Annotated in this window: 35 protein-coding genes; 24 read left to right on the top strand and 11 right to left on the bottom strand. The window is 40.7% G+C overall.

The window, feature by feature from the left end; translation table 11 throughout:
- Positions 1–48: 48 nt before the first annotated feature.
- Positions 49–204 (bottom strand): hypothetical protein, encoded by a 156-nt coding sequence (locus J7I93_RS14090; RefSeq protein ID WP_214726497.1) that lies wholly within the window; start codon positions 202–204, stop codon positions 49–51.
- Between the two features lie 165 nt (positions 205–369).
- Here J7I93_RS14090 and J7I93_RS14085 point away from each other — a divergent pair, with 165 nt between their 5' ends.
- Positions 370–1,719: a TrkH family potassium uptake protein gene (locus J7I93_RS14085; RefSeq protein WP_214726496.1), complete on the top strand. Its 1,350-nt coding sequence runs from the start codon at positions 370–372 to the stop codon at positions 1,717–1,719.
- Between the two features lie 30 nt (positions 1,720–1,749).
- The gene (locus tag J7I93_RS14080; RefSeq protein ID WP_214726518.1) at positions 1,750–2,421 is read left to right on the top strand and encodes an SOS response-associated peptidase; all 672 of its coding nucleotides are present in this window, start codon (positions 1,750–1,752) and stop codon (positions 2,419–2,421) included.
- A 29-nt stretch (positions 2,422–2,450) separates the two neighbouring features.
- Here J7I93_RS14080 and J7I93_RS14075 read toward each other — a convergent pair whose 3' ends face one another.
- Positions 2,451–2,915, bottom strand: coding sequence for a DinB family protein (locus tag J7I93_RS14075; protein ID WP_214726517.1), 465 nt, complete (start codon positions 2,913–2,915; stop codon positions 2,451–2,453).
- 248 nt (positions 2,916–3,163) lie between these two features.
- On the opposite strand from J7I93_RS14075, the gene J7I93_RS14070 reads away from it, so the two are divergent.
- The gene (locus tag J7I93_RS14070; protein WP_214726495.1) at positions 3,164–5,296 is read left to right on the top strand and encodes a peptidoglycan D,D-transpeptidase FtsI family protein; all 2,133 of its coding nucleotides are present in this window, start codon (positions 3,164–3,166) and stop codon (positions 5,294–5,296) included.
- A 96-nt stretch (positions 5,297–5,392) separates the two neighbouring features.
- Here J7I93_RS14070 and J7I93_RS14065 read toward each other — a convergent pair whose 3' ends face one another.
- Both J7I93_RS14065 and J7I93_RS14060 read right to left on the bottom strand, forming a co-directional pair.
- Positions 5,393–5,572, bottom strand: coding sequence for a hypothetical protein (locus J7I93_RS14065; protein ID WP_214726494.1), 180 nt, complete (start codon positions 5,570–5,572; stop codon positions 5,393–5,395).
- A gap of 99 nt (positions 5,573–5,671) precedes the next feature.
- Positions 5,672–5,809, bottom strand: coding sequence for a hypothetical protein (locus tag J7I93_RS14060; RefSeq protein ID WP_214726493.1), 138 nt, complete (start codon positions 5,807–5,809; stop codon positions 5,672–5,674).
- A 151-nt stretch (positions 5,810–5,960) separates the two neighbouring features.
- On the opposite strand from J7I93_RS14060, the gene J7I93_RS14055 reads away from it, so the two are divergent.
- Both J7I93_RS14055 and J7I93_RS14050 read left to right on the top strand, forming a co-directional pair.
- On the top strand, positions 5,961–6,239 hold the full coding sequence (locus J7I93_RS14055; RefSeq protein ID WP_214726492.1) for a hypothetical protein: 279 nt from the start codon (positions 5,961–5,963) through the stop codon (positions 6,237–6,239).
- A 187-nt stretch (positions 6,240–6,426) separates the two neighbouring features.
- Positions 6,427–6,840 (top strand): VOC family protein, encoded by a 414-nt coding sequence (locus tag J7I93_RS14050; RefSeq protein WP_214726491.1) that lies wholly within the window; start codon positions 6,427–6,429, stop codon positions 6,838–6,840.
- 85 nt (positions 6,841–6,925) lie between these two features.
- On the opposite strand, the gene J7I93_RS14045 is transcribed toward J7I93_RS14050, so the two are convergent.
- A complete protein-coding gene (locus J7I93_RS14045; protein ID WP_214726490.1) occupies positions 6,926–7,438 on the bottom strand; it encodes a DUF3231 family protein in 513 nt (170 codons plus the stop codon).
- 167 nt (positions 7,439–7,605) lie between these two features.
- On the opposite strand from J7I93_RS14045, the gene J7I93_RS14040 reads away from it, so the two are divergent.
- The gene (locus J7I93_RS14040) at positions 7,606–7,926 is read left to right on the top strand and encodes a hydrolase (RefSeq protein ID WP_214726489.1); all 321 of its coding nucleotides are present in this window, start codon (positions 7,606–7,608) and stop codon (positions 7,924–7,926) included.
- A 238-nt stretch (positions 7,927–8,164) separates the two neighbouring features.
- Here J7I93_RS14040 and J7I93_RS14035 read toward each other — a convergent pair whose 3' ends face one another.
- Together J7I93_RS14035 and J7I93_RS14030 are read right to left on the bottom strand one after the other, a co-directional pair.
- Positions 8,165–8,380 (bottom strand): hypothetical protein, encoded by a 216-nt coding sequence (locus J7I93_RS14035; RefSeq protein WP_214726488.1) that lies wholly within the window; start codon positions 8,378–8,380, stop codon positions 8,165–8,167.
- Positions 8,381–8,444: 64 nt separating this feature from the next.
- Positions 8,445–8,774 (bottom strand): hypothetical protein, encoded by a 330-nt coding sequence (locus J7I93_RS14030; RefSeq protein ID WP_214726487.1) that lies wholly within the window; start codon positions 8,772–8,774, stop codon positions 8,445–8,447.
- Between the two features lie 313 nt (positions 8,775–9,087).
- Here J7I93_RS14030 and J7I93_RS14025 point away from each other — a divergent pair, with 313 nt between their 5' ends.
- From J7I93_RS14025 to J7I93_RS13970, 12 genes are all read left to right on the top strand, one after another.
- Positions 9,088–10,170 (top strand): hypothetical protein, encoded by a 1,083-nt coding sequence (locus J7I93_RS14025; RefSeq protein WP_214726486.1) that lies wholly within the window; start codon positions 9,088–9,090, stop codon positions 10,168–10,170.
- Positions 10,157–12,325 (top strand): molybdopterin oxidoreductase family protein, encoded by a 2,169-nt coding sequence (locus J7I93_RS14020; RefSeq protein ID WP_214726485.1) that lies wholly within the window; start codon positions 10,157–10,159, stop codon positions 12,323–12,325. The genes J7I93_RS14025 and J7I93_RS14020 overlap by 14 nt, the downstream gene beginning before the upstream one ends.
- Complete coding sequence (locus J7I93_RS14015; protein WP_110065303.1) at positions 12,326–12,886, top strand: 4Fe-4S dicluster domain-containing protein; 561 nt, start codon at positions 12,326–12,328, stop codon at positions 12,884–12,886. It abuts the gene before it with no gap.
- 12 nt (positions 12,887–12,898) lie between these two features.
- Positions 12,899–13,423, top strand: a complete 525-nt coding sequence (locus J7I93_RS14010; protein WP_214726484.1) for a Rieske (2Fe-2S) protein — start codon at positions 12,899–12,901, stop codon at positions 13,421–13,423.
- Positions 13,413–13,604 (top strand): hypothetical protein, encoded by a 192-nt coding sequence (locus J7I93_RS14005; RefSeq protein ID WP_214726483.1) that lies wholly within the window; start codon positions 13,413–13,415, stop codon positions 13,602–13,604. Before J7I93_RS14010 ends, J7I93_RS14005 begins: the two co-directional genes overlap by 11 nt.
- A gap of 5 nt (positions 13,605–13,609) precedes the next feature.
- Positions 13,610–13,921 (top strand): hypothetical protein, encoded by a 312-nt coding sequence (locus J7I93_RS14000; protein ID WP_214726482.1) that lies wholly within the window; start codon positions 13,610–13,612, stop codon positions 13,919–13,921.
- Positions 13,908–14,183, top strand: a complete 276-nt coding sequence (locus J7I93_RS13995) for a hypothetical protein (protein ID WP_214726481.1) — start codon at positions 13,908–13,910, stop codon at positions 14,181–14,183. The genes J7I93_RS14000 and J7I93_RS13995 overlap by 14 nt, the downstream gene beginning before the upstream one ends.
- A 5-nt stretch (positions 14,184–14,188) precedes the next feature.
- On the top strand, positions 14,189–15,697 hold the full coding sequence (locus J7I93_RS13990; protein ID WP_214726480.1) for a nitrate/nitrite transporter: 1,509 nt from the start codon (positions 14,189–14,191) through the stop codon (positions 15,695–15,697).
- A gap of 43 nt (positions 15,698–15,740) precedes the next feature.
- Positions 15,741–16,391 carry a sensor histidine kinase gene (locus tag J7I93_RS13985; protein ID WP_214726479.1) on the top strand — a complete coding sequence of 217 codons (651 nt, stop codon included), beginning with the start codon at positions 15,741–15,743 and terminating at the stop codon, positions 16,389–16,391.
- Between the two features lie 93 nt (positions 16,392–16,484).
- Entirely contained in the window at positions 16,485–17,138 is a 654-nt protein-coding gene (locus tag J7I93_RS13980; RefSeq protein ID WP_285289078.1) for a response regulator, read from the top strand.
- Positions 17,128–17,586 carry a GAF domain-containing protein gene (locus J7I93_RS13975; protein WP_214726478.1) on the top strand — a complete coding sequence of 153 codons (459 nt, stop codon included), beginning with the start codon at positions 17,128–17,130 and terminating at the stop codon, positions 17,584–17,586. The genes J7I93_RS13980 and J7I93_RS13975 overlap by 11 nt, the downstream gene beginning before the upstream one ends.
- Before the next feature lie 20 nt (positions 17,587–17,606).
- A complete protein-coding gene (locus J7I93_RS13970; RefSeq protein WP_214726477.1) occupies positions 17,607–19,334 on the top strand; it encodes a PAS domain-containing sensor histidine kinase in 1,728 nt (575 codons plus the stop codon).
- A gap of 143 nt (positions 19,335–19,477) precedes the next feature.
- On the opposite strand, the gene J7I93_RS13965 is transcribed toward J7I93_RS13970, so the two are convergent.
- The 4 genes from J7I93_RS13965 to fbpA form a co-directional block, all read right to left on the bottom strand.
- Positions 19,478–20,668 (bottom strand): chromate transporter, encoded by a 1,191-nt coding sequence (locus tag J7I93_RS13965; RefSeq protein WP_214726476.1) that lies wholly within the window; start codon positions 20,666–20,668, stop codon positions 19,478–19,480.
- 14 nt (positions 20,669–20,682) lie between these two features.
- Positions 20,683–20,991, bottom strand: coding sequence for a PadR family transcriptional regulator (locus J7I93_RS13960; protein ID WP_214726475.1), 309 nt, complete (start codon positions 20,989–20,991; stop codon positions 20,683–20,685).
- Positions 20,992–21,145: 154 nt separating this feature from the next.
- Entirely contained in the window at positions 21,146–21,283 is a 138-nt protein-coding gene (locus tag J7I93_RS13955; RefSeq protein WP_214726474.1) for a hypothetical protein, read from the bottom strand.
- A 13-nt stretch (positions 21,284–21,296) separates the two neighbouring features.
- Positions 21,297–21,461 carry a Fur-regulated basic protein FbpA gene (gene fbpA / locus J7I93_RS13950; RefSeq protein ID WP_214726473.1) on the bottom strand — a complete coding sequence of 55 codons (165 nt, stop codon included), beginning with the start codon at positions 21,459–21,461 and terminating at the stop codon, positions 21,297–21,299.
- 182 nt (positions 21,462–21,643) lie between these two features.
- Between fbpA and J7I93_RS13945 the strand changes: the two genes are divergently transcribed.
- From J7I93_RS13945 to J7I93_RS13920, 6 genes are all read left to right on the top strand, one after another.
- On the top strand, positions 21,644–21,967 hold the full coding sequence (locus J7I93_RS13945) for a MerR family transcriptional regulator (RefSeq protein ID WP_214726472.1): 324 nt from the start codon (positions 21,644–21,646) through the stop codon (positions 21,965–21,967).
- A 159-nt stretch (positions 21,968–22,126) separates the two neighbouring features.
- Positions 22,127–22,879 carry a threonine/serine exporter family protein gene (locus tag J7I93_RS13940; protein ID WP_214726471.1) on the top strand — a complete coding sequence of 251 codons (753 nt, stop codon included), beginning with the start codon at positions 22,127–22,129 and terminating at the stop codon, positions 22,877–22,879.
- Between the two features lie 42 nt (positions 22,880–22,921).
- Positions 22,922–23,365: a threonine/serine exporter family protein gene (locus J7I93_RS13935; protein ID WP_214726470.1), complete on the top strand. Its 444-nt coding sequence runs from the start codon at positions 22,922–22,924 to the stop codon at positions 23,363–23,365.
- 74 nt (positions 23,366–23,439) lie between these two features.
- On the top strand, positions 23,440–24,339 hold the full coding sequence (locus J7I93_RS13930) for a hypothetical protein (protein ID WP_214726469.1): 900 nt from the start codon (positions 23,440–23,442) through the stop codon (positions 24,337–24,339).
- Between the two features lie 18 nt (positions 24,340–24,357).
- A complete protein-coding gene (locus J7I93_RS13925; RefSeq protein WP_214726468.1) occupies positions 24,358–24,957 on the top strand; it encodes a gluzincin family metallopeptidase in 600 nt (199 codons plus the stop codon).
- Positions 24,958–25,064: 107 nt separating this feature from the next.
- Positions 25,065–26,780 carry an ABC transporter ATP-binding protein gene (locus J7I93_RS13920; RefSeq protein ID WP_214726467.1) on the top strand — a complete coding sequence of 572 codons (1,716 nt, stop codon included), beginning with the start codon at positions 25,065–25,067 and terminating at the stop codon, positions 26,778–26,780.
- The last annotated feature ends 173 nt before the right edge of the window (positions 26,781–26,953 follow it).

The raw sequence follows: 26,953 nt of genomic DNA, 5'->3' as shown, positions 1-26,953 counted from the left end.
ATCGAGGTTGTCTACAGTCTGAATCCCCCATAACCGGGGGATTCCATATTACTTCTTGTTAATTTGTTTTCCGCTTTTCTTCTGGCTTTGGGAGTTATTGTTCCCGATCTGGAACTCGCTTCCTAGCTCAATATCATTTCTTTTATCCTGCTTTTCAATTTGTTCTCTCGTTTGGTTTGCATTTTGTCTGCCTTGTTTTGTCATGTCAAATCCTCCTTTAAATAAAGTGCTCAACAGTTTTAATATGCTCCATCCTGCAAAATAGATTAATGTCTTCAGTAAAAAACCGGAAAAAATTTTAACTTGCAGGATTACATATTTTGATTTATCGTAAGGGTATTTCAAAGACATAATGAATTGGTGAGCCAAATGAACTGGATTAAGGAAAAAATTAATGCTTTAACACCAACACAGCTAATCGTTTCTTTCTATGTTGTCGCAGTATCGATTTCTGTTGTTTTATTAAGTTTGCCTGTCGCTCATAAACCTGGGATGACCTGGACTTTTACAGATGCCTTGTTTACTGCGGTTAGTGCAGTAAGTGTAACTGGGCTATCCGTTGTGTCAACAGTAGATACATTCAGTACCACGGGTATTTTCTTTTTAATGTTCATTCTTCAGTTTGGCGGTATTGGCATTATGACACTTGGAACCTTTCTATGGCTGGTAGTCAGGAAAAGGATTGGCCTTAAAGAGAGGCGCTTGATTATGATCGATCAAAATCAGACCAATCTGGCGGGACTGGTTGTATTGGTCAAACAAATCCTGCTTTTGATCCTTGCAATTGAATTCATTGGCGCATTAATACTTGGCTTTTATTTTCTTAATTACTACCCAACTTGGCAGGAGGCATTTCTGCAAGGGGCATTCGCCTCTGTAAGTGCCACCACAAATGCAGGCTTCGATATTACAGGTTCATCGCTTGTGCCATTTGCAAATGACTATTTTGTGCAATCGATTAATATTCTTTTACTTACTCTTGGTGCAATCGGATTTCCTGTTTTAATAGAGTTAAAAGCCTTTTTATTTAATAAAGATAAATTCTTCAGGTTTACGCTATATACGAAATTAACAACACTTACCTTTTTCTTTTTAATGCTTTTAGGTACCATTTTGATTCTGTTATTGGAATTTAATCACTTTTTTAAGGGTAAAGAGTGGCATGAAGCTTTCTTCTATGCGTTTTTTCAATCCTCGACAACAAGGAATGGGGGATTGGCGACAATGGATGTTGCCCAATTTTCTGAACCGACTTTACTTGTGATTAGCTTTTTGATGTTTATTGGTGCCTCTCCAAGCTCTGTAGGGGGAGGTGTCCGGACAACCACATTCGCTCTTAATGCTTTGCATATTTATCATTTTGCCAAAGGGAAGAAGACGATTAAAATCTTCAAAAGAGAGATTCATGAGGAGGACGTAAATAAATCTGTCATTGTCACAATGATGGCTGTAGGGCTCTGTTTTATCGCAGTTATTCTTTTATCCATATCAGAAAAGTTTACTCTCATGCAAATAATTTTTGAAGTATGTTCGGCCTTCGGGACAACGGGTTTGTCGATGGGAATTACTGCTGATCTAAGCACATTCGGGAAGTACGTTATTATTGCCCTTATGTTTATCGGAAGAATTGGAATCCTATCCTTCTTGTTCCTTATCAATAAACATGAGCAGTACGATGATAACTACCATTATCCTAAAGAGAGAATTATCGTTGGCTAACAGGATTGTTTTAGAATGGAGGTAAATGAAATGTGCGGGCGTTTCACCTTAACAGAGACAATTAATAAACTTCAAATGACATTTGAATTTGAATATTCAGGGGGCGAGATTGTTCCCAGGTATAATATTGCACCTAGCCAGAATATATTAACGATTATTGGCAGCGGGGAGCAGCGGATTGGCAAACAGATGAAGTGGGGACTTGTGCCTTTTTGGGCCAAAGACGAAAAAATTGGCTATAAAATGATTAATGCCAGAGCGGAAGGCATTGATTCAAAGCCCAGTTTTAAAAAACCTTTTAAAAGCAAAAGGTGCCTTATCCCGGCTGACGGCTTTTATGAATGGAAGAAAACAGAGGAAGGAAAACAGCCTTACAGATTTATTATAAAGAATGAGGAGCCCTTTGCTTTTGCTGGAGTATGGGATATGTGGGATAAAGGCGATAATCCCCTAATGAGCTGTACAATCATTACAACAGTCCCTAATGAAGTAACAGAAGAAGTCCATGATCGGATGCCGGTCATATTAAAAGAAAGCGATTTTGAGGATTGGCTTAATCCCAACTTTGATGACACTGAATACTTGAAATCTTTATTAGTTCCTTATCCGGCTGAGAAAATGGATAAGTATCCGGTATCATCTAAAGTTAATTCTCCTAAAAATGAGATGGCAGAATTGATTTCTCCGCTTAATAGTTTATAAAAAAGGACGCCGCCGGGGCGTCCTTTTTCCTATCCTCTGCTTACGAACATCGGCAGGTCTGTATGCCCCATCTCACGAACATAAACAAATAAGTTGCCTTTATGATGGATTTCATGGTCCATGGCAATCTGAAGAAGCTGGCTTCCTGTTAATTCCATTCCAAAGATCTGCTTCATATCAATGCTTCTTTCCAATTCCTCATTTGTCAGTGAAGATATTAAATCTTTTGTCTTTTCTGTGAGGGTCTCAGCTGCTTCAGAAAGATTCTGCGGCACGTCATCCAATTTTTCTCCAAAGACCGCTCCATTTCCTTCTTTTACGGTTCTTGCAAACATGTAAAAGGAAGTGAGCATATGAGTGACTAATTTTCCGGCAGGCATGCTTGTTTCAGTCGGTTTGTAATCATAATTTGCCGCTTCAATTTTCCCGACAAGTTCATTTGTTACACTGCGATGCGATAAAAAATAGTTTAAAAGCTTTTGTGATCTTTCCATCATAATCCCTCCTGGAATGAATACTTCGTATAACATTTTCAACTGCAATCTTAAAAATCCTACCATGAAATTTTCTTTTTCGAAATTTATTTGACTATAGCCTGGTATGTTTCTGCAATAACCATTACTTCCGTGCATGATCTGGCAGGAATTTTACAATATTTGTGGAATAAATTAACAGAGTATAAAAGGTTTTGAAGGATCTCTGCAAAACAGCCATAGTGTTCATAAAGGGGGGAGATTCCAGCATGGGAAAAAAGAAAAAGAAAAGCCATGTGCCATTTAGGGTCAATTTATTATTCTTTGCAGTTTTTATCCTATTTTCATTGCTTATCTTAAGGCTGGGTGTTGTTCAGATTGTCAATGGTGAGACATATAAAAAGGAAGTTGAGCGGACAGAAGACGTTATCGTGTCCAACCCGGTTCCAAGGGGAAGGATGCTGGACAGGAATCATCAGCTGATTGTTGATAATGTCCCAAAAAGTGCGATTACGTACACAAACCGGAATGCCAAACAGGAAGAAATGGTGGAGGTTGCAGAACGGCTGGCTGTGCTGATTGATAAAAAGCCTGATAAAGTAAGGGAACGTGATAAAAAGGATTTTTGGATTATGAGAAATCCTGAAGCTGTAAAAGAAAAAATTACTGAAGAGGAATGGGAGCTTTTTGAAAACAAAAAGCTCACCGATAAAAAAATCTATGAGATGCAGCTTGAAAGAATTACAGATGAAGATCTTAATCAGCTAAGTGAACAAGATCTTGAGGTTCTCGCAATCTATAGAGAGTTTACAAGCGGCTATGCCATGACCCCTCAAATTGTAAAAAATGAGAGTGTAACACCTGAAGAATACGCGGCTGTAAGTGAAAACCTGCAATATTTGCCGGGAGTCAATACCACTACAGATTGGGATCGTACATATGCTTTTGGCAATACACTTCAAACAGTTCTCGGGAAAGTTACAGATTCTAACGAGGGGCTTCCTGAGGAGCGGCTGGATTATTTTCTTGCAAGAGATTACAGCAGAAATGAACGGGTAGGGAAAAGCTATCTTGAAATGCAATATGAGGATGTCCTTCATGGACAAAAATCAAAAGAGCGGCTTATTACAAAAAAAGGTGAAATTCTTGGAAGTGAGATGGTTTCGGAAGGTAAGAGAGGAAAAGACCTTGTACTTACGATTGATATGGATCTCCAGAGGGCAGTGGAAAAAGTATTGGAAGAGGAAATATGGAAGGCAAAACGGACGGGCGGAACCTATTTAATGGATCGTGCATTTGTTGTGTTAATGGATCCCCATACAGGAGAAGTCATGACGATGGCTGGAAAGATGATCGGCAAAGATAAAGACGGCAAGACCGTTCTGCAGGATTATGCGCTTGGAACAATCGCCTCCTCATATAATGTTGGTTCATCAGTTAAGGGAGCAACGGTTTTGACAGGATATAAAACAGGTGCCATTACTCCAGGAACAACTTTCTTGGACGCTCCAATGAAAATTGCAGGAACTCCGCAGGTGAAAAAATCCTGGTTTAATTTTCAGGCTGTCATGAACGAGACCAGGGCTTTGCGTATTTCCTCCAATGTTTATATGTTTAAAACAGCTGTCGAAATTGCGGATGCACGATATGCTTATGATCAGCCTCTTGGTTTTAAAAATCCAAGGGCCTTTGAAGATATGAGAGATTCCTTCGGTCAGTTTGGTCTCGGGGTCAGGACTGGCATTGACTTGCCAAATGAGATGGCAGGGTATGAAGGTCCGCTTCGGTTGCCTGGCTTCCTGCTTGACCTTGCAATTGGCCAGTATGATACCTATACTCCAATGCAAATGGCACAATATATATCAACCATTGCGAATGGGGGCTACCGAATTCAGCCGCGCCTTGTAAAAGAAATTCGAGAGCCATCTAATGTGCAAAGCGAATTAGGGCCAATTTGGAAGGATATTCAGCCAACTGTTCTGAATACAATCGATGTGACGGATAGAGAGCTAAGCACTGTGAAAGAAGGATTAAGGCAGGTTATGCAGCATCCGGAAGGAACAGCATACAGACGATTTGCTGATGCTCCTTATTCTCCGGCTGGAAAAACAGGTACAGCGGAGGCTTTTTACGATGGACCTCTTAGAAAAAAAGGAGATCCCCTAATTGATGTGATGAATTTAAGCCTGGTTGCCTATGCACCGCATAACAATCCTGAAATTGCCATGTCTGTTATTGTTCCATGGGCGTATCAGGGCCGAAGCGGACATACAGCCAACTATGAAATAGGCAGAAGGGTTTTGGATACTTATTTTGCTTTGAAAAAGCAGCGGATGTCCGGAGGAAAACAAGTACTGCCCGCCGAAGAAAAAGCAGAGAATACAGAAATAGAAGAATCCTAATTTCTTATTATTTCTAAAAGGATAGCTAAGATCGATCAAGGGTGGCCTTTTCATGGCAGGCCGCCGAAACTGCATTTATAGACGAAAAGCCTTTCCTTATTGGGAAGGGCTTTTCTTGTGCACAAATTTATTCTTTACATGCCGGAAGTTCTCTTTTAATTTAAACTGTTTTTCACTTTTCCCAAAAATTTTACGGTTAACGATAAATTGAATCGTTTCTTCCAAAATAGCCAGGATTATAATAGGAATGGAGATGATCAGAATCCAAAACCACATGCTTCTGCTCCTTTCATCTGAATCAACATACTTTAATATATTCAAAAATCCAGAAGGAATGAACAAATTGGAATTTTTATCCTTAGTCAAAAGGAGGATTTAATGGAGTACCTGCCCGATGAGTCTGATATCATCCAGGAGAACCTGTTTCATTTTCTCATCACGGCATGTGTAATAATCATTAAACAGACGACCAATTTCTTTAATAAACGCCAAATACTCTGTTTCCTTAATCATCTATCAAGCTCCCGTTCTAGTTGTTATTTTACTTATAACCTATTTTTAGTATCATAAACAGTTTATAGAAAAAAACTTTACCATTTTAAATGCTGCTGCAGTTTAAGAAAAGGACATTCGGGAAAATAATTTTAAAAAGGAGGTTGCTATCATGAAAACAATTAACGTTGAGCTTCAATACGATGAAAAGGAATTGAATAAGGACCAAACAAAGGTATTTGATCAATTGAAAGAACAGCTGGGTGGAACAGGTTTTCATGTTGTCACGATCATGGAAAATGATAAATATCTCCAGGAGCATTCTGGCCTTCCAAACCAAAAGAAAAATAAAGTACTTCCATCACAGCCTGAAGGAGCTGACCCTGATATCAATTCAAGCGGTGCAGGGGGTATGGTGTCCCCTGATTCTAGTGATAGTAAATATACTTAAACAAAAACGAGCCTTAGTCTTATTCAAGACTAGGGCTTTTTTGTGTTTGGCTATGTTAAAGCTATAAGCTGATTTGCAGGTGTTATTTGGAGCGGAAATCTACACTCAAGTTAACAGAACCAAAAAGGAATTTATAGTTTTGGATAGAATTAACAATAGGAGAATTTAATTGAAGGGGGATTTTTTAATGAAACAAAAGCTGCTAAGGGTTGGAACAGCCTACATACCTGTTACAAATGTTAGTAACTCACTAAAATGGTATACGGATAAACTCGGAGCCGTTGAGAGCTACAAAGATGAAAAGGGGAAAATGGCCATTATCAATATGGCCAGCCAAAGTTTCTTCCTTGTTGAGTCTCCTGAACAAGAGAGCATGAACTTTTTTGATTCTGAAGGTAACAAGCGTTTTTCTCTTACTTTTGAAGTAGATGGTCTCGCGCAATTGAAAGGTTTGCATGAAGAGCTTCTTTTACAAAATGTTAAAATAGGTGAGATTGAAAACCGCGGACATCCAGGCCGAAATTTTGTTTTTTCCGATCCGGACGGAAACCTTTTTGATGTATGGAGTGAATTAAGCCCTAGCTTTAAAAAGCGTATATGATGGAAAAAGAGCAGACCCTAAAAAATAGGGTCTGCTCTTTTTCTCTAAGTATTGATAGTTGTACAGCTCTCGCTCTGCTTTTTTATTAGCAATTATCCGATTTATGAAGATGAAGCGGAGGAGGAATGAGCCATCCTTTTTCCTTATTCATACGGAGAACCTTAACACCCAGTGCAGCTTTTTGCGTATGGAATTGACCAAACATGGCGGCAATGTCTTCACGAATACATTGGCCCATAACTGTACTGCATCCAACCATTCCTGCTGCGATATCCCCGGATAATTTGGCAGCTACTTCAGGATCCATAAACCTTGCACCAGCTGGAATATCATTCACGCATGCATCAGGGCGGTCAGGCGGTGCTGGAGGCAGCCCAACTCCGTTCTCCTTTAAGAGTGCCTCGATTTGTTCTTCTTCTTGCTTGGAAAGGCGGATCGCTTCTTCAAGCAATTTCTTCAAGTCTTCATCTCCAGAATGGCTAAGCATCGTTTGATAGGCTGATGCCATGCCCTTGCCTGCCAACAAGTAAGACCAGGCACTATAGACCTCGCCATAGTGCATCGGCTCGTCTTTCGGATTACCGCTTAAAATACCCATTGTATACCTCCTGAAAAAATTCATGATATGTGCCACCTTCCTAAAATTGCACAGGTATATCATGCCCAAAAGCAAATATAAAATGCCTCCTAAAAATGAAGAGGAGGGGGTTAAAGTCCACTCATTTGTGGTAAATACCCAATAAATGAAAGAGAGGAGATAAAATCATGGAACAAGCTAAAAAGCCATATTATATAGATATTGAAAATGCTCAAGTATATCCTGTACCAGATGAAGCAGCTGACTGGCAGTTTAAAATTTTTGCTACGGATAAAGAAATAGCAAAATTAGCCGATTATATCAGACAAAATTATGATGCGGATATGAAAACATTTGAACTTGCACATGTTCCATTGGCGGAAGATAAAGAAGAAACTCAAAATCACAAATATGATGCCACAATGGAAGGAATATATCGGATAATTTATGAATTGGGTGATGACGAAACCCGCAGGAATATTGCAGAATTGGGTATTTTGAACAGATAATTAAATATATTAGGAAGGAATACGGCTATTTTGGCCGTATTTTTTCGTTTTATGGGGATTTTTTTAGGATATGGGACAAAAAATGCTTTTTAGTAAACTTTAGGTGTCTTGCTGGTTGCCTAAAAGCTTTTTCAAAGCTAAAGATAATTTTATCAACGAAAATTAGGGTATATCAACGAAAACAGGGATTATATCAACGAATTTATCATTATCAACGAATCCAAATCAACAGGCCGGTTTAACAGACCTTAGGGTAAATAAAAAAAGAACCATCTCTCCTGTCTCGATCAGAAAAGCGGTTCTTATATTTGCAACTATATAATTTATCTTTCTTGGTCTTCGTTTGTCTTGTACGCATATCCTCAAATGCAAATGGACTGCGGTTTGATTCAGGATTTCTTTTTCCCTCGCGAACAGCTTTATCACGGAATTTTTTTGCAGCTGATTTAGCCATTATAACAACTCCTTCGAAAAGATTAAGTTTATTTTATCATATACAAAAGGTCGCCTGCACTTTTTTAAGCAGGAGGGATCACGTTTGTTAAAAGCAAAACAAAAAAAGCCAATCCAACAATAAGGAAAATCGCTGAACCCAGAACAACATTATTTGGCCTGAAGTGAAACTCTTCACGCTTTGTTAAAAATCCAGTTCGGGCACTTGTTGTGATGTCAATAAACCTCGTGACCGTTCCTCCGCTCCCAGAGAACCATACACTTAAAGCGGTAAAAACCACTCCTGCAAAAAACATAACTTCTATAAATCGAATGGATAATGCTCTTGAAATAAAGAGGGTAATCACAGATTCCACCAATAATGTAATGAGCAGTATAATCAAATTCCTTTTCATCAGCCCGCCTCCTCATGTGATATACGAATGATTGTTATTGTTATATATAGTTTCAAATTGAAGACCTTAAAATAGGTCTATTTTTTGTTTCCCTTATTAATGTACAGAAAATGTCTTACTTAAAAAAGAAAAGAGCAGAGTTTACTTGCTTACATTAATGCCTGATTCATTCAACTTAACACTATGAAAGTTTCCTTTTGTCTAAGATAGGGGAATTTCCCCCTCCTAATGGGGAGTTTCCCCGATATGGAAAATCTCTTCCCGCTTTTACAATAAGGTTAAGGTAATTGTTTGTGAATGAGGAGGAGTTAATATGCAGGCAAAAGCTGCAGTCAATCAAAAAACAGGAAATACACTAAACAATGCATTTGCATCACATTTCGCAAAGTCGATGTTTTTATCAGTAACAGCACTGGCAATCTTATCTTTTATCGGTACAAGAATGTTTACACATGTTGATTTGAACCTTTACGGATATATGGTTGGAACAATCGTTTTTATTGGAGGTTTCTTTTACCGGTTTATTGCCTGGGGTGAACGGCCGCCGACAAAGATCATCCTTAAAAAGGGACTTAAATTATTATTCAGGAAGTCAACTCCAAAAACTTCTGTTGAACATCTTGCCACTTACAATTTCATCTGGAATAGGGGAATTTACCGATGGACCCAGCACGTATTAATCGGTTGGGGATGTATTCTATCCTGCTTTGTAACATTTCCGCTCGTTTTTGGCTGGATGTATTTTACGATGGATGACAATGGCTACTACAACATTATTGCATTAGGAATGCAGGTGATGACAGTTCCTGCTGATGGTATCATCGCAAATCTTTCTTATAACGCATTGAATATTACGGCTGTAATGGTTATCGCGGGCGTTTGCATGGCTCTATACCGCCGCTTGAAAAATATGCAGGCAAGAGCGGAACAGAAATTCCTTTATGATTTCTTGCCGTTATACATGCTGCTTCTTGTAAGTGTTACCGGATTAGCTCTTACATTTATGAACATCTTTTTACACGGTGCTGGACAGCCCGCAATGTCCCTGATTCATCAGTGGTCAGTCATTATTACGCTAATTTATCTGCCATTCGGTAAGCTTGCACATATTCCATTCCGTCCAATGAGTGTTCTGGCAAGAAACTATAGAGAGCATTATGCTGAGCAAGCTATGAAGGAATGTAAAGTGTGCGGAGATCAGTTTGTTTCATCAGAACAATCACAAGATGTCGTCGATGTGCTCGGCGTGAACGATATTCAGTTTAAAACAAAGGAAGGCCACCATCTTGCAGAAATGTGCCTTCCTTGCCGAAGAAAATACCGGATTGCACAATTCTCCGGATTCCCTACTCATGAAGTGAAGGTCAAGGAGGCAAACCAGAATGCAAAGGGATAAGTTTTTTAAAGAAATCGAGAATTTAAACCATCCAAATGAAAAATTAATCAAAACTCATTGCAGCTATTGCGGTATGCAGTGCGGAATGAACCTGCGGGTTAACACACAGACAAATAAAATAATCGGAGTCGAACCCCGATATGATTGGCCGGTTACAGTTGGAAAGATGTGCCCTAAAGGGGTTACTGCCTATCAGCAGACAAACCATAAAGACCGGCTTTTAAAACCGCTGATAAGGGATGATGCTTCCTTAAAAGGAACAACTGAAGGATTCCGGGAAGCAAGCTGGGATGAGGCATACGATCTAATTGCAAAGAAATTTACTGAACTTCAATCTGCATATGGCAAAGATACACTGTCTGTATTCAGTGGCGTATCCATGACAAATGAGAAATGTTATTTGACTGGCAAGTTTGCAAGGGTTGCAATGGGAACTCGGTATATCGATTATAACGGCCGCTTCTGTATGTCAAGCGCAGCCGGCGGTTTCCTCCGATCTTTCGGAGTAGATAGAGGGTCAACGCTGCCATGGACAGATATCCATGAAACAGATTGCCTGTTTATCGCAGGAAGCAACACGGCTGAATGCCATCCAACTTCCATGTTCAGAATCTGGAATGTCCAGGAAAGAGGCGGCTATATCATTGTTGTAGATCCACGCGAAACCCCAATTGCAAGAAGGGCAGATCTTCACCTTGATTTACAGCCGGGCACTGACCTTGCGCTTGCAAATGGGATTGTGAATCAGCTAATCGAGTTAGGCTATATAGATGAAGAATTCATTAATAACCATACAAACGGATTTGAAGAAACAAAAGAACTTGTTAAAGATTTTACGCCGGAATACACGAGCTTGCTGACTGGTGTGGCACCAGAAAAAATCATTCGCGCAGCTGAGCTTTACGGCAAAGCACCGAACGCGGTGGTTATGTTTGCGCGTGGAGTTGAACAGCAGCATAAAGGTGTAGACAATGTGTCAGCTTACACAAATATGGCACTTGTCACAGGAAAGATCGGCCGTCCGAAATCAGGAGTAGCCACTTTTACAGGGCAGGGTAACGGCCAGGGCGGAAGGGAGCATGGACAAAAGTCCGACTTGCTGCCAGGCTACCGTAAAATCACAAATCCTGAGCATGTGAAAGAAGTTTGCCAGGTATGGAACATCACACCAGACGAAATGCCGAAACCGGGTGTTTCTGCTTATGAAATGTTCGAATTAATGAAAGAAAAAACAATCCGCGGATTGTATCTGCTTTGCTCAAACCCTGCAGTCTCAGCGCCAAATCAGAACTTCGTAAGAAAGGCGCTGAAGAGTTTAGACTTCATGGTATGTTCGGACTTCTATCTTTCTGAATCCGCGGAATTTGCAGATGTCGTACTCCCAGCGGTAACCTGGTCCGAAGATGAGGGAACTGTAACAAACATTGAAGGACGAATTATCAAAATCAATAAAGCACAGGAGCCTGTAGGAGAATCCAAGCCAGACTGGCAGATCCAAGTAGAGCTGGCTGAACGGCTAGGAAGAGGAAAGCAATTTTCCCATTTGAAAACAGCAAGAGATGTTGCAGATGAATTTAGATTGGCAAGTAAAGGCGGCTATGCTGACTACTATGGCGCCACATGGGATAAGATCGAGAAGCAAGACGGCGTATTTTGGCCATGCAAGGATGAGAATGATCAGGGAACACCGCATATGTTTCTTGATAAAAAGTTCTATCACCCTGATGGAAAAGCGAAAATTTGCGCACTTCCTTACCGTCCGCCGGCAGAAGAACCTTGTGAAAAATACCCGCTCCGCTTAACAACCGGACGCGTTGTCTATCACTATTTATCCGGCAACCAGACAAGAAGAATTCCGTTCTTGCATGACATGTGCCCTGAGCCATTTGTAGAGGTTCATCCTGAAACAGCAGCAAAATATAATATGGATCATGAAGAAAGAGTACGCCTGTTTACTAGAAGAGGCGAAGCCATCTATAAAGTGAAAATAACAGAGGCAATCAGAAAGGATACGGTTTTCGTTCCTTATCATTTTGGACACGAAGACTCTATTAATCTATTAACAATTGCAGCGCTGGATCCAATTTCCCGGATGCCGGAATTTAAAGCATGTGCTGCACAGCTGGAAAAAGTCGAAATAAAGAAGGTGCAATAAATGAAAAAGAGGCTGTACTTGGAACTGGAAAACTGTATAGGATGCCGTTCATGCCTGGCAGCATGTACGCAATGCGGAGGACATGAGGAACGCAACAGGAACTATGTTTACGATGTAAACCCTCTGGTTAACCGGCAGACGATGCCTCTTATGTGCCTTCACTGTGAGAATCCGGCATGTGCGAGAAGCTGTCCTGCCCAGGCAATCCAGATCCATGAAACAGGGGCAGTTTTATCTGCCCTCGTAGAAAAATGCATTGGCTGCCAAAACTGTACGATTGCTTGCCCTTACGGCATACCGAAGTTTGATACTGAACAGAACTTAATGTATAAATGCGATTTATGTATTGACCGGACGAAGGATGGCATTCCGCCAATGTGTGCAAGTGTGTGTCCATCCAATACACTGCAATGGCTGACAGATGAGGAAATTGAAAACAAAAAGAAACAATTTAACCTTGATAACGGCAAATGGGTCACAAGCATGCCATACCTGGAAGGCGAAACAAACGTGAAAGTAAATCTGCCGGGAATCCTGCAGGGAATTACAAAGCTGTATTAGGAGGGATTAGGGATGTCAGATAAAAATAATAAAATTCCCTTTAACGAAGATAACTATACTCATAATATTGAACGGAATAATGAAAGAAAGCTGGATAGACGGGGATTTATGAAAACATTGGTTGGAGCTGCAGGCGTATTTGCAGTTTCCTCCCTTCCATGGGGTGCTGTAGCGGCAAAAGAATTAATGGGGCTTGGCGAAAAAGAATATCCGCATAAAAAAATTACAGATGTAAGCAAATTGCCGATTGGCGATGCTGTGGATTTTAAGTTTCCTGGAGATCATGATGATGCCATCCTCATTCGATTATCAGAAAACAATTATGTTGCCTACCAAAACGCCTGTACACATCTGCGCTGCCCAGTCTTTTGGGTGAAGGAACAAGGGGAAATGGTTTGTCCTTGCCACCACGGAAAGTTTGATGTGGAAACTGGGGCGCCGACTGCCGGACCGCCAAGAAGGCCGCTTCCAGAAATACAGGTTAAAGTGGAAAACGGTGCAATTTATGCAGTGAGGGTGAAACGTTATGAAGCGTAGCTATATAGGCGTCATCATTTTGGCCGCTATATTAATGATGAATATCGTATTTACCCAGTATATGGTCCACCAGTATTATTACGAAAACTATGTGAATGTGTTAATTTTTGGCGGGTTAAATATTGTATTATTTCCCTTGGCCGTATTCGCTTATAAAAAGACGATTAACATGAGGGCGTGATTTTAATGAACAGTGAAACTTATCTTGATTTTTGTTTTGTCAGAGAGGCATCTGGAAACTTTGCATCAGAGGTTGACCAAATGCTTTCCGAGTTATTTAAAGGGGTACGCTTGAACTGGTACCTTGATGAAAAGAATGAGAGCGGTATGGATATTGTTATAGCCGAAGTAAAAGGTATGAGCAAATGGGAGTCTGAGGATGAAACCATTGATTATATTGAAGACCATGCCGGTGACTCTTTCTGGAGATATTTGCAGGGCTACCAAATGTATATCTATCCTGCAAAGAGAGGGTGCGGCAGCTGTGGAACTCATTAAAAAAGAAGATTTGGATGCATTTGTTCTGCAAAATGTTCAGGTAGCGATTTTAGATGAAGAGGGGAATGACAAAGCCCCCTTTGTTCCTAAAATCATACAAAAAACCAGGCTGTGCCCTGATGGAACACACTTGCGCATTTATTTTGACCATATGAATTTCTTTGCGGTTCCTTTAACTTCCTCTGTGGAAGCATCGGAGCAGGAATGGGCCGCATTTGATAAGGATGCTGGTTTAAAATATGTAATTAAGAAGAGAGCGTGAAAACAATGATAAGAAAAATTCAGCTTCCTTTGCAGACGATGAATTTAATAGCCGGCTTTATGGTATGGGTATTAATATCCTCACTTATGCCATTTATTAAGGAAGATATTAATATTCCAGCTGATAAGCTGGCGCTTATTACAGCAGTTCCGGTAATCCTCGGATCCTTGCTTCGCATACCTCTAGGCTACTATGCCAATCAATTCGGTGCAAGAAAGATTTTTATGTTCAGTTTTATCCTGCTATTATTTCCTGTTTACTATATCAGCATAGCTGATACTATTACCGATCTATTGATTGGTGGGTTATTCCTAGGACTCGGAGGAGCCGTATTCTCAGTCGGGGTGACATCACTTCCAAAGTATTACCCTAAAGAACGACACGGCTTTGTAAATGGAATTTACGGTGCCGGTAACCTGGGAACAGCTGTTACTGCTTTTGCTGCTCCTGTTGTGGCTACTAAATTTGGATGGTCAGCAACGGTACAAATTTACCTTGTTATTCTTGGAATCTTTGTTGCCGCCAACTTCTTTCTTGGTGATAAAAAAGAGGTTAAGGTTAATACGCCACTCCTTGAACAAATCAAAGGGGTCTATAAAAATGAAAAGCTTTGGCTGCTAAGCCTGTTCTATTTTATTACATTTGGTTCTTTTGTCGCTTTCACCATTTATCTGCCAAACTTCCTTGTTGCACATTTTGAATTGGATAAAGTGGACGCGGGGTTAAGAACTGCTGGTTTTATTGTCCTTGCAACTGCTATGAGACCGATTGGAGGCTGGCTTGCTGATCGCTTCCACTCTCTGATTCTGCTTATGTTCGTTTTTGGGATTTATACCGTTTCTGCAGTGATTCTTTCGTTATCTCCATCTATCACATGGTATACATTTGGCTGCCTGAGCATTGCATTTTCAGCAGGGATTGGTAATGGCGTCATCTTTAAGCTTGTGCCAATGTACTTCCAAAAGCAGGCTGGTATTGTTAACGGAATTGTCTCTGCAATGGGGGGGCTTGGCGGATTCTTCCCGCCGCTGATCCTGACATTGTTATTTAATATAACGGGCCATTATGCAATTGGCTTTATGGCATTGTCTGAAGTAGCGCTTGCCAGTCTAATACTTGTTATTTGGATGTATTTCCAAGGGAAAATGGAAGTTGCAAGCCAGGTTATTAGCCACACTGTTGAGGGGATACTGGTAACAGATAAGGGAGGAAAAATTATTTCCGTAAATCCCGCATTTACAGAAATCACAGGTTATCAGGAAGAAGAAGTGATTGGCAAAAACCCTAGTATACTTAAATCTGGCAGACAGTCAAAAGGTTTTTATCAGGACTTGTGGAACACGATCGAAACAAAAGGGTTCTGGCAAGGGGAGATTTGGAACAGCCGTAAAGATGGAGAAGAATACCTGCAATGGCTCACCATAAGTGCAATTAAAAATGATGCCGGAGATGTGATTCAATATGCGGGAATGTTTAGTGATATTTCAAGCCACAGAGTGAAACAGGCGAAATAATTAGCCAGGCTAGCATTCTAATAAAAAGGAGGAGGGGTGAAAAATGGAAACCCAGCCAGCAAAGAACAAGATTAGCTCCTACATTATCCAATCTCAGGAAGAGGAGATTAAACGCATTGCCCTGGAGCTTCATGAAGGGGTCGGGCAAACATTATACAGTCTATATACTGGTATGCAATTCATTGAAGCTGCTGTAAATATGCCGGACATGAAAGGTTATGTAGGCGATATGGCACAAATGCTTGAAAAAACAATTCAGGAAATCAGGCTTCTGGCTGTGGAATTGCATCCCCCTACTCTAGAAACGCTTGGGCTTCTTCCTGCCATGAAGAGTTATCTAAAGTTATATACTTCCACCTATGGAATCACTGTTGATTTGCAAAACGAAGGGATAGAGGTGCCGATCACCGAGAGGGAGAGCATCACCCTATTCCGGGTTTGCCAGGAAGCATTAGCGAACATAGCAAGGTATGCTGATACCATGAGTGCGAATATTGGATTTAATTGGGGGCCAGGCCAGCTTTCAATCAGCATAAAAGATCAGGGGAAAGGTTTTGATGTAGACACAGCTATGAAAAAATCTACAGGTCTTGCCGCTATGATCGAACGAATGTGCTTAATTAATGGAAAATGCAGAATAAATTCTAAAATTGGGGAAGGTACTTCAATAGATATTACCCTTCCGTTATACTAAGATTAGACTGTACAAGGGATGCGCAAAAGCGAATCCCTTGTTGCATATATGAAATCATTCTTTATATACGAACAATGTTAAGGGGGAGCCGGCTTGATAAAAATTTTACTGTGCGATGACCACGCAGTAGTTAGAATGGGTTTGAAAATGCTATTAAATAATCATGAAGATATGCAGGTAGTCGGTGAAGCTTCGGAAGGCAATGAGGGGATCCAGCAGTCGCTTGACTTAAAACCTGATGTAGTAGTTATGGATTTAAGCATGCCTCATGGAAAGGATGGCATGTCTGCTACTTCAGAATTAAAAAAGCTTATGCCGGATGTCGCCATCCTGATTTTGACCATGCATGATGATGAGGAATATTTATTCAGGGCCATTCAGGCTGGTGCTTCAGGCTGTATTTTAAAAAGTGCTCCGCATGATGAACTGGTAGCTGCCATCCGTTCTGTTGCCGGCGGAAATGCATACTTGCATCCATCCGCAACGAAAAGGCTGATGGAAGAATATATCGGAACCGTAAAGCAAGGAAACACCGACACATTCAATCTCCTGTCTGATCGCGAGAAGGAAGTTCTGACATTAATCGCCAAAGGCTTCTCAAATAAAGAAATTGCCGAACAGCTTGTCATAAGTGTTAAGACAGTTGAAACACACAAAGGCAATCTGATGGAAAAGCTCCAAATGAAAACAAGGCCTGAACTGGTTTCCTATGCACTAAAAAAGGGGCTGTTAGGGTATGGAATATAGGGGATGCAGCCAGGCTGGCAGCGGCCAGATTGATCAGGCCTGTGAAAAAATTCTATCTGAATTGGAATGTGATTTTGTCGGTCTTGCCCTTCAAAATACGGATGGGCCGGATGTGAGGTGGCACTACGCTGCAGGCAATAGCAATGAAAAATATAAAAGGATTACTGTCAGGTACGGCAAAGGCATCGCAGGGAAGGTTATTTCAACCGGAAGGCCGATGTATTTGGAGAATTTCCCTGAGAATATCTCAGGCAAAGTGCTTGAATATCCGATTATGCTTGCAGAAAGCCTAAATTATGCCTATGCATTTCCGATCCACTTTAAGGGTATTCCTAAAGGTGTTCTTTTAATTGGGAATCGAAACGGTCAGGCTATTAATGAAGATGAGCAAAGCACAGTTCGGTCTGCCGCCAGAAGGCTGGAAGAAAAGCTGAGCAGCTTAATCTAAATGCAACTGGAGGAAAGAAAATGGACAGGAATAATCAATTACATAATAAAAGAGAGATTGCTCCTGATTCCAGCGATGCTACCATTCTTATTAATGAATCGGGCAACATCTCCTATGCGAATCAGCAGGCACAAGAACAATTCGGCTACAGGGACAATGAATTGCTGGGTAAGAGCCTTAAAGAGTTAATGCCTGAAATAGCTCTACTCGATACAGAGGAAGGCAAAGTAGTCCATCAGTACGGAAGGCATCAGAATGGGCAAAGTTTTTCGATTTTTTATAGAATCAATTCTTTCAAGCTTGGCCAGGAGAGCTATTTTTTAATCGTTTTTCATTCTGTAAAAGACCGATCACGTTTAAAAAAACAGCAGTCCTATCCATTGAATGAACTGGTTGACCTTCAATTCGCTCTGGATGAATCAACGATTGTCGCCTTTACCGACCAAAAAGGGAAAATTAAATATGTGAATGAAAAGTTCTGTGAGGTTTCAAAATATTCGGCTGAAGAGCTGATTGGCAAAGACCATAGAATCATTAATTCCGGTTATCATTCCAAAGAGTTTATGAAGAACCTCTGGACAACCATCTCCAGCGGGGATGTCTGGCGCGGTGAAATTAAAAATAGAGCGAAGGACGGAACTTTATATTGGGTTGATACGACAATTGTCCCTTTCATGGATGAGAAAGGAAATCCCTACAAATTTCTGGCTATCCGCAAGGAAATAACCGAGTATAAGCGTGTCGTTTCTGAACTGAAAAAATCGGTTAATGAACTGATAGACTTAAAATTTGCCCTTGATGCTTCATCAATAGTGGCGATCACAGATCAAAAGGGCACAATAAAATATGTAAATAATCAATTTTGCAGAATCTCAAAGTATTCAAGGGAAGAATTGCTTGGGAAGGATCATAGGATTATAAACTCCGGCTATCATCCCAAAGAGTTTTTCACGGATTTATGGAAAACGATTTCCTCAGGCCAGGTGTGGAAAGGGGAAATCAAAAACAAAGCAAAGGACGGAACCTATTATTGGGTTGATACAACCATTGTGCCTTTCCTTGATGAAAATGGGAAGCCATACCAGCATCTCGCCATTCGCCATGAAGTCACCCAAAGAAAGAATGCTGAAGAAGAGCTTCAAAAAATGATGACAAGAATTATTGATGTTCAAGAGGAGGAGCGGAAGAGATTGTCGCGGGAGCTTCACGATGGCATTGGCCAGAATCTATATAGTCATCTAATTACCATTAATAGGCTGCAGGCCGAAATAAGCCATCCTCTCCTTGATCAAATGCAGGATGAAGCCACTGAGGTTATTGAAGAGCTTCGGGATCTTTCATGGGAGCTTCGGCCTTCTGTCCTTGATGACCTGGGGCTGATTCCGGCTATACGTTCCTATTTAGTCCGTTATTCAGAACATCATAATATAAATGTCCATTTTGATTGTTATCTGACCTCCCGCCTAAGTTCCAACAAAGAAATTACGATCTACAGAATTATTCAGGAGGCGCTGACCAATGTCAGGAAATACGCCGATACAGAAGAAGCGACTGTGACAATCCGCCAAAATGATGAAGAGATCCGTGTAGTCATCGAAGATAAGGGGAAGGGCTTCGATGTCGAAAAAGTAACACGCGGCGTCGGACTCTTCAGCATGGAAGAAAGAGCCAAAGCAGCCGGAGGTTCTATAAAAGTCGATTCAGCAGAAGAAAAAGGAACCAGGGTCGTCCTTGAAATTCCTTTATAGTAAAAAAGCTGCCGGAGCATTCGGCAGCTTTTTCTTAACGACAATTTTGTTCATAAGGATCTTTGTCGAAAAAAACAGAGTAAAAGAGTTGTGAAAAAGTCCTTCATTGGTGTGGAGGATAAAAATTACTTAACAGAACTCTTTTAAAAGATTGAACTTAATATCATTCCGCCAATTGCACCAGTCACAACAATAATCCATGGCGGCAGCTTCCAATAGACCAGCATGCTGAATAGAACCGCCGCAAAAGCGAAATCAACTGGCTCCAGTATGCTGCTTGTCCAAATGGGATGGTAAAAGGCGCCTATCAAGATACCCACCACGGCTGCGTTTACACCCATCAAAGCTCCTTTTATTTTCGGGTTGCGGCGCAGGCTGTCCCAGAAAGGAAGTGTACCTAAAATTAAGAGAAAAGCAGGCAGAAAGATGGCTGCTGTTGCAAGTAAACCGCCTTGCCATCCATTAATTGCTGCACCGATATAGGCAGCGAAAGTAAATAAGGGCCCCGGCACTGCCTGGGCTGCACCGTAACCTGCCAGAAAGGCTTCTTCACTTAGCCAGCCAGTCGGGACAAACTCGCGCTCCAGTAATGGAAGGACAACATGGCCTCCTCCGAAAACGAGGGAACCTGAACGATAAAAGCTATCGAATAAAGCTACCCAGTTTAGAGCAGTTAACTCCCTTAGAATAGGCAGCAATATTAACAGAGCAAAAAATAGCACTAAGCATCCAATGGCAAAGCCCTTTGAAATAGGAAAATGGATCTGTACGTCATCATTCTCGGCATGCCTTTTATAAATTAAAAATCCAATAAAGCCTGAGATTAGAATAATTGCTACTTGTGTAAATGCTGTTTGCCATAATAAAACAGCAATCATTGCAATTAAAGCAATTGTTTTTCGTGGCAGGTCAGGTACCAGCTTTTGCGCCATTCCTAAAACTGCATGAGCAACTACAGCCACTGCGACAATTTTTAGACCGTGTATCCAGCCAGCTTCTGCCACATCTATACCCTGCAGCAAGATGGCAAAGATAATCAGGGCAATGACAGACGGCAGGGTAAATCCAAGGAAGGCCATAATGCCGCCGGCTACACCGGCCCGCATCACCCCAATGCCGATGCCGACCTGACTGCTTGCCGGACCGGGCAGGAATTGACATAAAGCCACCAAATCAGCATAGCTTTTTTCATCCATCCATTTCCGTCTTCGCACATACTCATCGTGGAAATAGCCAAGATGCGCCACAGGTCCGCCAAAGGATGTAAATCCGAGTCTTGTTGAAACAATTAGTATTTCTACTAAAGATCTTAAACTGATATTATTCCTGTCCATTATGCAATCTCCTTTTAATCTTTTATTTCTTTGAAAAGCTCATAGGCTTTCTTTCTCGCTTCCTCTAAGACCAAAATTCCTTTTTCAGTAGCTGTATAATACTTTCGAATTTTACCTTCCACGTTCTTTTGCTCCTGATGGAGAAGGCCATCAGATTCCATGGAATGAAAAATCGGATACAGTGTCCCGGAACTAATGCTATACCCATGCTCCTTTAATTCTTCAAGCATCCACATGCCGAATATGGGATGCTCTTTTGCGTGGTGAAGAATATGGATTTGTATAAAGCCTAAAAACAGCTTCCTTACTATCTTTTCCTCCAAAGAGAATCCTCCTTACTTCAATTTCGAAAGCCAATATCGAAAGCCGATATTGGCATAATAACAAATTAAACAGAATATGAAAAGAGGGAGAGCTTAATCTTTACAATACCTTTATGTTTACATAAAAAAGAACGCTCTATGCAAGCGTTCCTTGTTAATTATTCTGTACATTTCTCAAGATTTCATAAGCCTGGTCTCCGGCCGCAGCAGCAAAGCTTTCCCACATCTCATCACGCAATAAATCAAGTTCAATTATTTTTCTCGCCAGGTCAACGGCATCCTTCGACTCCATGTTCATCCCCCTATTAAAAACTGTTTCCGTTTTTGTGTTTTTTAAATATAACCTCGAGCTCTGTTAATGTCAGTTTTTGCAGAGCGGGTTCGGAATACTGATATTCTCCTCCTGAGTTAATCAGCAAATCAATCAAATATTGTTTCTTTTTTTCAATTGCCTTTCGTAAATATTGCATCCTGATCTCCTCTTTTCTTTAATGTTTCTGTCATTCTATAAAAAGATAAGTTCTCTGTCATTTACCATGTAAGGTTTTCTAACGTGGTTTTTTAAATATTGTCAGATTTTCTAACATAATTGATGAAATTAACTCTGAGATTAGTATAATGAAAGAAATAGTTGAATTTGAGGTGACATTGATTGGAGAATGAAGCTTCTTACAAAAACAGAAAAGTCATATCGATCGGAACGGTGAGTGAATTGACGGGCCTAAGTGAACGGCAGATTCGCTATTATGAAGAAAGGAAGTTAGTATTTCCTGAAAGATCGGACCGGGGAAGCAGGAAGTATTCTTTTTCCGATGTTGAGAGGCTTATAGATATTGCAAACAAAAGGGAAGAGGGAGTCAGAACGGAAGAAATACGGTCTGAATTAAAAAGGAAAAAGAAAGAGGACGACAAGGCGGCACGGTCAAAAATGATCCAGGGGCAGCTTAATGCACAATTCGGGATTCGAAAAAAATAAAGCTCTAAATGCGGTTATTCTTTAGAGGAATAATCGTTTTTTTTGACTTTTTATATAAACTTTTCCTCAAAAGCACTTTCTTTCGTTTATCATTTCCTTTAAGATTTAACCTTATAAAAGAGGGTTTTATAAAATTGAGTAACTAAAGCGGGTGAAAAAATGGGGAGAGAGCTTCCTCCAACTTTTGAAGTAATTGAATTATGCCTGCTTGCAGGGAAGATTATGCTGCAGGGAGGCGCAGAAACGTACCGGGTAGAGGACACAATGACTAGAATTGCAGCTTCTTTGGGGATTCCGCATTCACACAGTTATGTGACACCCACCGGGATCATTTTTTCAACGGATGGAACAGAACCGGCGAAATTAATCCGGATATCCGAGCGTTCAACTGATTTATATAAAGTTACACTTGTTAACGGGATATCGCGAAAAATCAGCGGCGGTGAGCTGGATGGGAAAGAGGCTTTAGCCAAACTGAAAGAGATTGAAAGAGCTGACTATACTTTTCCCGTATACCAGCAGGTTCTGGCAGCTTCTATTGCAAGCGGCTGTTTCTTGATTATGTTTTTAGGGCAATGGATAGATTTTGTTCCGGCCATGATTGCTGGTGGATTGGGCTTTGCTTCATTTATATATGTCCATAGGGTCGTGCAGATTAAGTTCTTTTCAGAGTTTATTGCTTCTTTGTTAATTGGGCTATTAGCTTATCTGTTTGTCTCACTTGGAATAGGGACTGAATTGGATAAGATCATCATCGGTTCGGTAATGCCGCTAGTGCCGGGGCTGCTTATTACGAATGCAGTTCGTGATTTAATGGCAGGCCACCTTGTTTCAGGGTTATCCAAGGGAGCGGAGGCCTTTCTGACAGCCTTTGCAATAGGGGCAGGCATTGCTCTTGTGTTTACTTTTTAAATGGCTAAGCAAGTTATGGTTAATACGGAGGAATGAATTTTAATGTTAACTCACTTAATCACAAGTTTTATAGCATCGGCAGGATTTGGTGTGCTTTTCAATGCGCCGAAAAAATCATTGCTGAAATGCGGGTTTGTCGGCATGGTGGGCTGGTTCGTTTATATATGGCTGGTTACCCGCCAGTATGATGCTGTTATTTCTTCGTTAATTGCTGCATTTACGATTGCAGTCATCAGCCAGGTTTTTGCCAGAATGTATAAAACGCCAATCATTATTTTCAGTGTAGCAGGCATCATTCCGCTCGTGCCGGGCGGATTGGCATATGATGCAATGCGGAATTTTGTTGAAAATGATTACAATACAGCTATTCAACTGGCTGCCAAGGCCTTTATGATTTCTGGTGCGATAGCAGTCGGGCTTGTAATATCAGAAGTTCTTAATCAAATCATCCGCAAGATTCAGTTTAAATCGGAAAGAACTTATTGATTTCTGAAAATTCTTTCTCTATAATTTATTTAGCGGTTATTTCGGAGTGCTAAATAAATAAGAGGAGCTTAGTGATGGCGACACAAACGAAAATAGAAGAAATTTACAGCGGAATACATACCCATTACACCCAGTACAGCAGGATGCAATGGACACTATATACAGCCGGCTATGACTTTGGGCTAAAGGAACAATATGCAAAAATTACTGACATAATGAAAAATAAGGCTAATTATGAGGTTGTTCTCGAATATTTGCAAAAGGACATTTCTCCGCTTGAAAAAAGAAAGGCGGAGATTGTCCTGAACAGATTAAAACCTTATCATCTTTCCGCCGAATTGAATGAATTGGATATGGAAATTAGCGATAAAGTAAATGATCTTTCTAAAATATTAAATACTTTTCGTTATCGATTTGAGGGTAGAGAAGTTTCTTCTGTGGAGCTTAATCAGGTATTGAGTTCTGAAAGCAGCCGGGAAAAAAGAAGGGAAGCCTACTTTGCGAAGAACCAAATTAATAAACCGATGATTGAAGGCGGTTTTATTAATCTGATAAATCTTCGCAAGGAATACGCCAAGGCATATGGAGCGGAAAATTTTATTGCTCACAAGATTGAGCAGGATGAGCTTGATCAAAGTATCTTTGATGGCTGGCTTCCACAGCTCCACGAAGCACTGCCTCAAATGAACGCAGCAAGGGAAAAATATGCACTGGAGTATTTAAACGATGAGCGGATTATGCCATGGGATGAACAATATATTGATTCCAGGATTGCGCCTTCCCTGAATAAGCATGTAGACATGTCTGATTTCTATGGAAATATAAAAGAGCTTTTTGATTTATTCTCTATTGATATTTCAAAGTTTAATATCACTTATGATATCTTCCCTAGAGCCAATAAATCGGAATGGGGCTACAATTTCCCTGTGGAAACAGCAAAGGATTCCCGGATACTTGCCAATGTCAAAAATTAATATCATGAATATGGCGTATTGCTTCATGAAACCGGCCATGCCGTACATTCTTTCCTCCTAAATCCTGACGAGGAAATTCTGAACCGTGGTGTCAGCGGAATTATCAGTGAAGGCATTGCCAACCTGTTCCAGGGCTTTTTATACAGTCCCGTATTTTATAAAAAGTTCTTTTACGATGAGATGGGTGCAGGGAATCAATTCAAGAAACTGAAGGAATATCGAAAGCAAAATTCATTACGGGCGATCAATAGAATCTTCTTTGACCATAGCTTATATAAAAATGATATAAGCAGCCTGGAAGATATTTATGATGTGTATTGGAAAAATCAGATGAACGTTCTAAAAGAAGAACCGTTCGGCGAAGAGCCGCCATGGGCGTTTACCATTCACTATACCACCCACCCGATTTACCTGCACAATTACTTTATGGGTGATGTAACCTGTGCCATGCTCTCTTCTGTATTTGAGCAAAAGACAGGTTCAATCATGAGTGATAAGCCCAATGAATTTGGTGAGTTTTTAATTAATGAAGTTATTAAACCCTCGGGAAGATACCCATTCGGCGAGCTTTTCAGAAGGATAAGCGGGCAGGACTTTAAATTGGATTATATGCTTTAATTTTTGAATCGTTCCAGATACGACAATTCTGGGACGATTTTTAACTTGTTATTTTTTTACAGCTTTATCTTGATACGGTCTTATTCATTCAGAAAAGGAGAACAGCAATGATTCGACGTTTTTTTACCTATTATAAGCCGCATAAGCGCTTATTTATTCTTGATTTCAGTTCAGCTGTCATTGTGGCAGTTCTGGAATTGGGCTTCCCATTAGCGGTTCAGTGGTTTATCGATAGCTTGCTTCCCAGCGGCAATTGGTCAATGATTGTCTCTGTTAGTGCCGGCCTTCTGGCTCTATATATGATGAGTACATTATTGCAATTTGTTGTTAACTATTGGGGGCATAAGCTTGGGATTAATATTGAAACAGATATGCGCCAGCAGCTGTTTCAGCATGTGCAGAGCCAATCATTCCGTTTTTTTGACAATACTAAAACGGGCCATATTATGAGCAGGGTGACAAATGACCTCATGGATATTGGAGAACTTGCCCATCATGGCCCGGAGGATTTATTTATTGCAGTGATGACGTTTGTGGGTGCTTTTTGGATTATGCTAACCATTAACGTCAAGCTTGCTCTTGTGACGATATTTGTTCTTCCGTTTCTGGTATGGCTTATTGCTTTTTGCAACATCAAGATGAATAAGGCATGGAAGCGTATGTATAGTGAAATTGCCGATGTTAATGCCCAGGTGGAGGACAGTGTTTCCGGGGTCCGTGTGGTTCAATCTTTTACAAATGAAAATTATGAGATTAAAAGATTTACTGTGAACAATGGGAAGTTCCGCCTGGCAAAGCTTGCTGCTTATAAGATAATGAGTTTTAGCGCTTCGGGCATTTATATGCTGACAAGATTAATTACTCTAATTGTATTGGTGTACGGTTCCTGGCTAAGCTTCAGCGGCCAGCTTACCTACGGGGAGCTTGTAGGTTTTGTCCTATACGTGAATGTCCTGCTAAAACCTATCGATAAAATCAGTGCGCTGATGGAGCTGTATCCAAAGGGAATGGCAGGCTTTAAACGGTTTACAGAGATCATTGATACAGAGCCGGAAGTAGAGGATACTGAGGATGCGATTGAGGTTGCATCTCTAAGAGGGGATATCCGCTTTAATGAAGTATCCTTTAGCTATGATAAACATAAATCAGTGCTGGAAAGGATTAACCTTCAGATTAAAGCGGGTGAGACAGTTGCGTTTGTAGGACCATCAGGCGCTGGCAAGACAACGATATGTTCCCTTATCCCCCGTTTTTATGATGTGAATAGCGGCAGCATCACTTTAGATGGTATGGACATCAGGGATTTGACGAAGAAATCATTAAGGTCGCAAATTGGTATCGTCCAGCAGGATGTTTTTCTTTTTACCGGCACGCTCAAAGAAAATATTGCGTACGGAATGCTTGAAGCAACAGATCAGCAAATTGCAGAAGCTGCAAAGAAAGCACATTTGGAAGATTTCATTGCTTCACTGCCGTTTGGCTATGAAACCCAAATTGGGGAAAGGGGATTAAAACTTTCGGGCGGCCAAAAGCAGCGGATTGCAATCGCGCGAATGTTCTTGAAAAATCCGCCGATTCTCATCCTGGATGAAGCTACATCCGCATTGGATACCGAAACGGAACAAATTATCCAAACAGCATTAACAGATCTTGCCGTGGACAGAACTACTTTAGTTATTGCCCACAGACTTGCGACCATTCGTAATGCTGATCGGGTTGTCGTTGTAACCGAAGAAGGGATAGCAGAAGAAGGGACACATGACGAATTAATCAAGCAAGGCGGAATCTTTGCCAGCCTTCATAATGTGCAGTTTCAAAGATAAGGGCGGAGTCCGATTAGGATTCCGCTTTTTTACATGGTACAGACAACTACTAATTGGTTACTTTGCAAATAAAAGACTCATCTAAGCGAATGAACATTGGAGATTAGCGAACAAAGTTTTGAATTTAGCAAAAAATGAATACTGCGAAGAAAGCATTAGATTTAGCGAATAAA

The organism is Bacillus sp. ISL-47 (assembly GCF_018613175.1).
Lineage (GTDB): Bacteria > Bacillota > Bacilli > Bacillales > Cytobacillaceae > Cytobacillus.
This window is presented reverse-complemented; position numbering and strand designations above follow the sequence as displayed.

What these genes read in the sequence shown, in the direction of transcription:
- J7I93_RS13940 (WP_214726471.1), top strand. Translation starts at nt 22,127, where the DNA reads ATGGGGAGAGAGCTTCCTCCAACTTTTGAAGTAATTGAATTATGCCTG.
- fbpA (WP_214726473.1), bottom strand. Translation starts at nt 21,461, where the DNA reads ATGCAATATTTACGAAAGGCAATTGAAAAAAAGAAACAATATTTGATT.
- J7I93_RS14065 (WP_214726494.1), bottom strand. Translation starts at nt 5,572, where the DNA reads ATGTGGTTTTGGATTCTGATCATCTCCATTCCTATTATAATCCTGGCT.
- J7I93_RS14015 (WP_110065303.1), top strand. Translation starts at nt 12,326, where the DNA reads ATGAAAAAGAGGCTGTACTTGGAACTGGAAAACTGTATAGGATGCCGT.
- J7I93_RS14030 (WP_214726487.1), bottom strand. Translation starts at nt 8,774, where the DNA reads ATGAAAAGGAATTTGATTATACTGCTCATTACATTATTGGTGGAATCT.
- J7I93_RS13955 (WP_214726474.1), bottom strand. Translation starts at nt 21,283, where the DNA reads ATGGAGTCGAAGGATGCCGTTGACCTGGCGAGAAAAATAATTGAACTT.
- J7I93_RS13990 (WP_214726480.1), top strand. Translation starts at nt 14,189, where the DNA reads ATGATAAGAAAAATTCAGCTTCCTTTGCAGACGATGAATTTAATAGCC.
- J7I93_RS14035 (WP_214726488.1), bottom strand. Translation starts at nt 8,380, where the DNA reads ATGGCTAAATCAGCTGCAAAAAAATTCCGTGATAAAGCTGTTCGCGAG.
- J7I93_RS14090 (WP_214726497.1), bottom strand. Translation starts at nt 204, where the DNA reads ATGACAAAACAAGGCAGACAAAATGCAAACCAAACGAGAGAACAAATT.
- J7I93_RS14050 (WP_214726491.1), top strand. Translation starts at nt 6,427, where the DNA reads ATGAAACAAAAGCTGCTAAGGGTTGGAACAGCCTACATACCTGTTACA.
- J7I93_RS14000 (WP_214726482.1), top strand. Translation starts at nt 13,610, where the DNA reads ATGAACAGTGAAACTTATCTTGATTTTTGTTTTGTCAGAGAGGCATCT.
- J7I93_RS14085 (WP_214726496.1), top strand. Translation starts at nt 370, where the DNA reads ATGAACTGGATTAAGGAAAAAATTAATGCTTTAACACCAACACAGCTA.
- J7I93_RS13935 (WP_214726470.1), top strand. Translation starts at nt 22,922, where the DNA reads ATGTTAACTCACTTAATCACAAGTTTTATAGCATCGGCAGGATTTGGT.
- J7I93_RS14010 (WP_214726484.1), top strand. Translation starts at nt 12,899, where the DNA reads ATGTCAGATAAAAATAATAAAATTCCCTTTAACGAAGATAACTATACT.
- J7I93_RS14045 (WP_214726490.1), bottom strand. Translation starts at nt 7,438, where the DNA reads ATGGGTATTTTAAGCGGTAATCCGAAAGACGAGCCGATGCACTATGGC.
- J7I93_RS14005 (WP_214726483.1), top strand. Translation starts at nt 13,413, where the DNA reads ATGAAGCGTAGCTATATAGGCGTCATCATTTTGGCCGCTATATTAATG.
- J7I93_RS14080 (WP_214726518.1), top strand. Translation starts at nt 1,750, where the DNA reads ATGTGCGGGCGTTTCACCTTAACAGAGACAATTAATAAACTTCAAATG.
- J7I93_RS14040 (WP_214726489.1), top strand. Translation starts at nt 7,606, where the DNA reads ATGGAACAAGCTAAAAAGCCATATTATATAGATATTGAAAATGCTCAA.
- J7I93_RS13975 (WP_214726478.1), top strand. Translation starts at nt 17,128, where the DNA reads ATGGAATATAGGGGATGCAGCCAGGCTGGCAGCGGCCAGATTGATCAG.
- J7I93_RS13970 (WP_214726477.1), top strand. Translation starts at nt 17,607, where the DNA reads ATGGACAGGAATAATCAATTACATAATAAAAGAGAGATTGCTCCTGAT.
- J7I93_RS14075 (WP_214726517.1), bottom strand. Translation starts at nt 2,915, where the DNA reads ATGGAAAGATCACAAAAGCTTTTAAACTATTTTTTATCGCATCGCAGT.
- J7I93_RS14055 (WP_214726492.1), top strand. Translation starts at nt 5,961, where the DNA reads ATGAAAACAATTAACGTTGAGCTTCAATACGATGAAAAGGAATTGAAT.
- J7I93_RS13965 (WP_214726476.1), bottom strand. Translation starts at nt 20,668, where the DNA reads ATGGACAGGAATAATATCAGTTTAAGATCTTTAGTAGAAATACTAATT.
- J7I93_RS14020 (WP_214726485.1), top strand. Translation starts at nt 10,157, where the DNA reads ATGCAAAGGGATAAGTTTTTTAAAGAAATCGAGAATTTAAACCATCCA.
- J7I93_RS14060 (WP_214726493.1), bottom strand. Translation starts at nt 5,809, where the DNA reads ATGATTAAGGAAACAGAGTATTTGGCGTTTATTAAAGAAATTGGTCGT.
- J7I93_RS13920 (WP_214726467.1), top strand. Translation starts at nt 25,065, where the DNA reads ATGATTCGACGTTTTTTTACCTATTATAAGCCGCATAAGCGCTTATTT.
- J7I93_RS14070 (WP_214726495.1), top strand. Translation starts at nt 3,164, where the DNA reads ATGGGAAAAAAGAAAAAGAAAAGCCATGTGCCATTTAGGGTCAATTTA.
- J7I93_RS14025 (WP_214726486.1), top strand. Translation starts at nt 9,088, where the DNA reads ATGCAGGCAAAAGCTGCAGTCAATCAAAAAACAGGAAATACACTAAAC.
- J7I93_RS13985 (WP_214726479.1), top strand. Translation starts at nt 15,741, where the DNA reads ATGGAAACCCAGCCAGCAAAGAACAAGATTAGCTCCTACATTATCCAA.
- J7I93_RS13930 (WP_214726469.1), top strand. Translation starts at nt 23,440, where the DNA reads ATGGCGACACAAACGAAAATAGAAGAAATTTACAGCGGAATACATACC.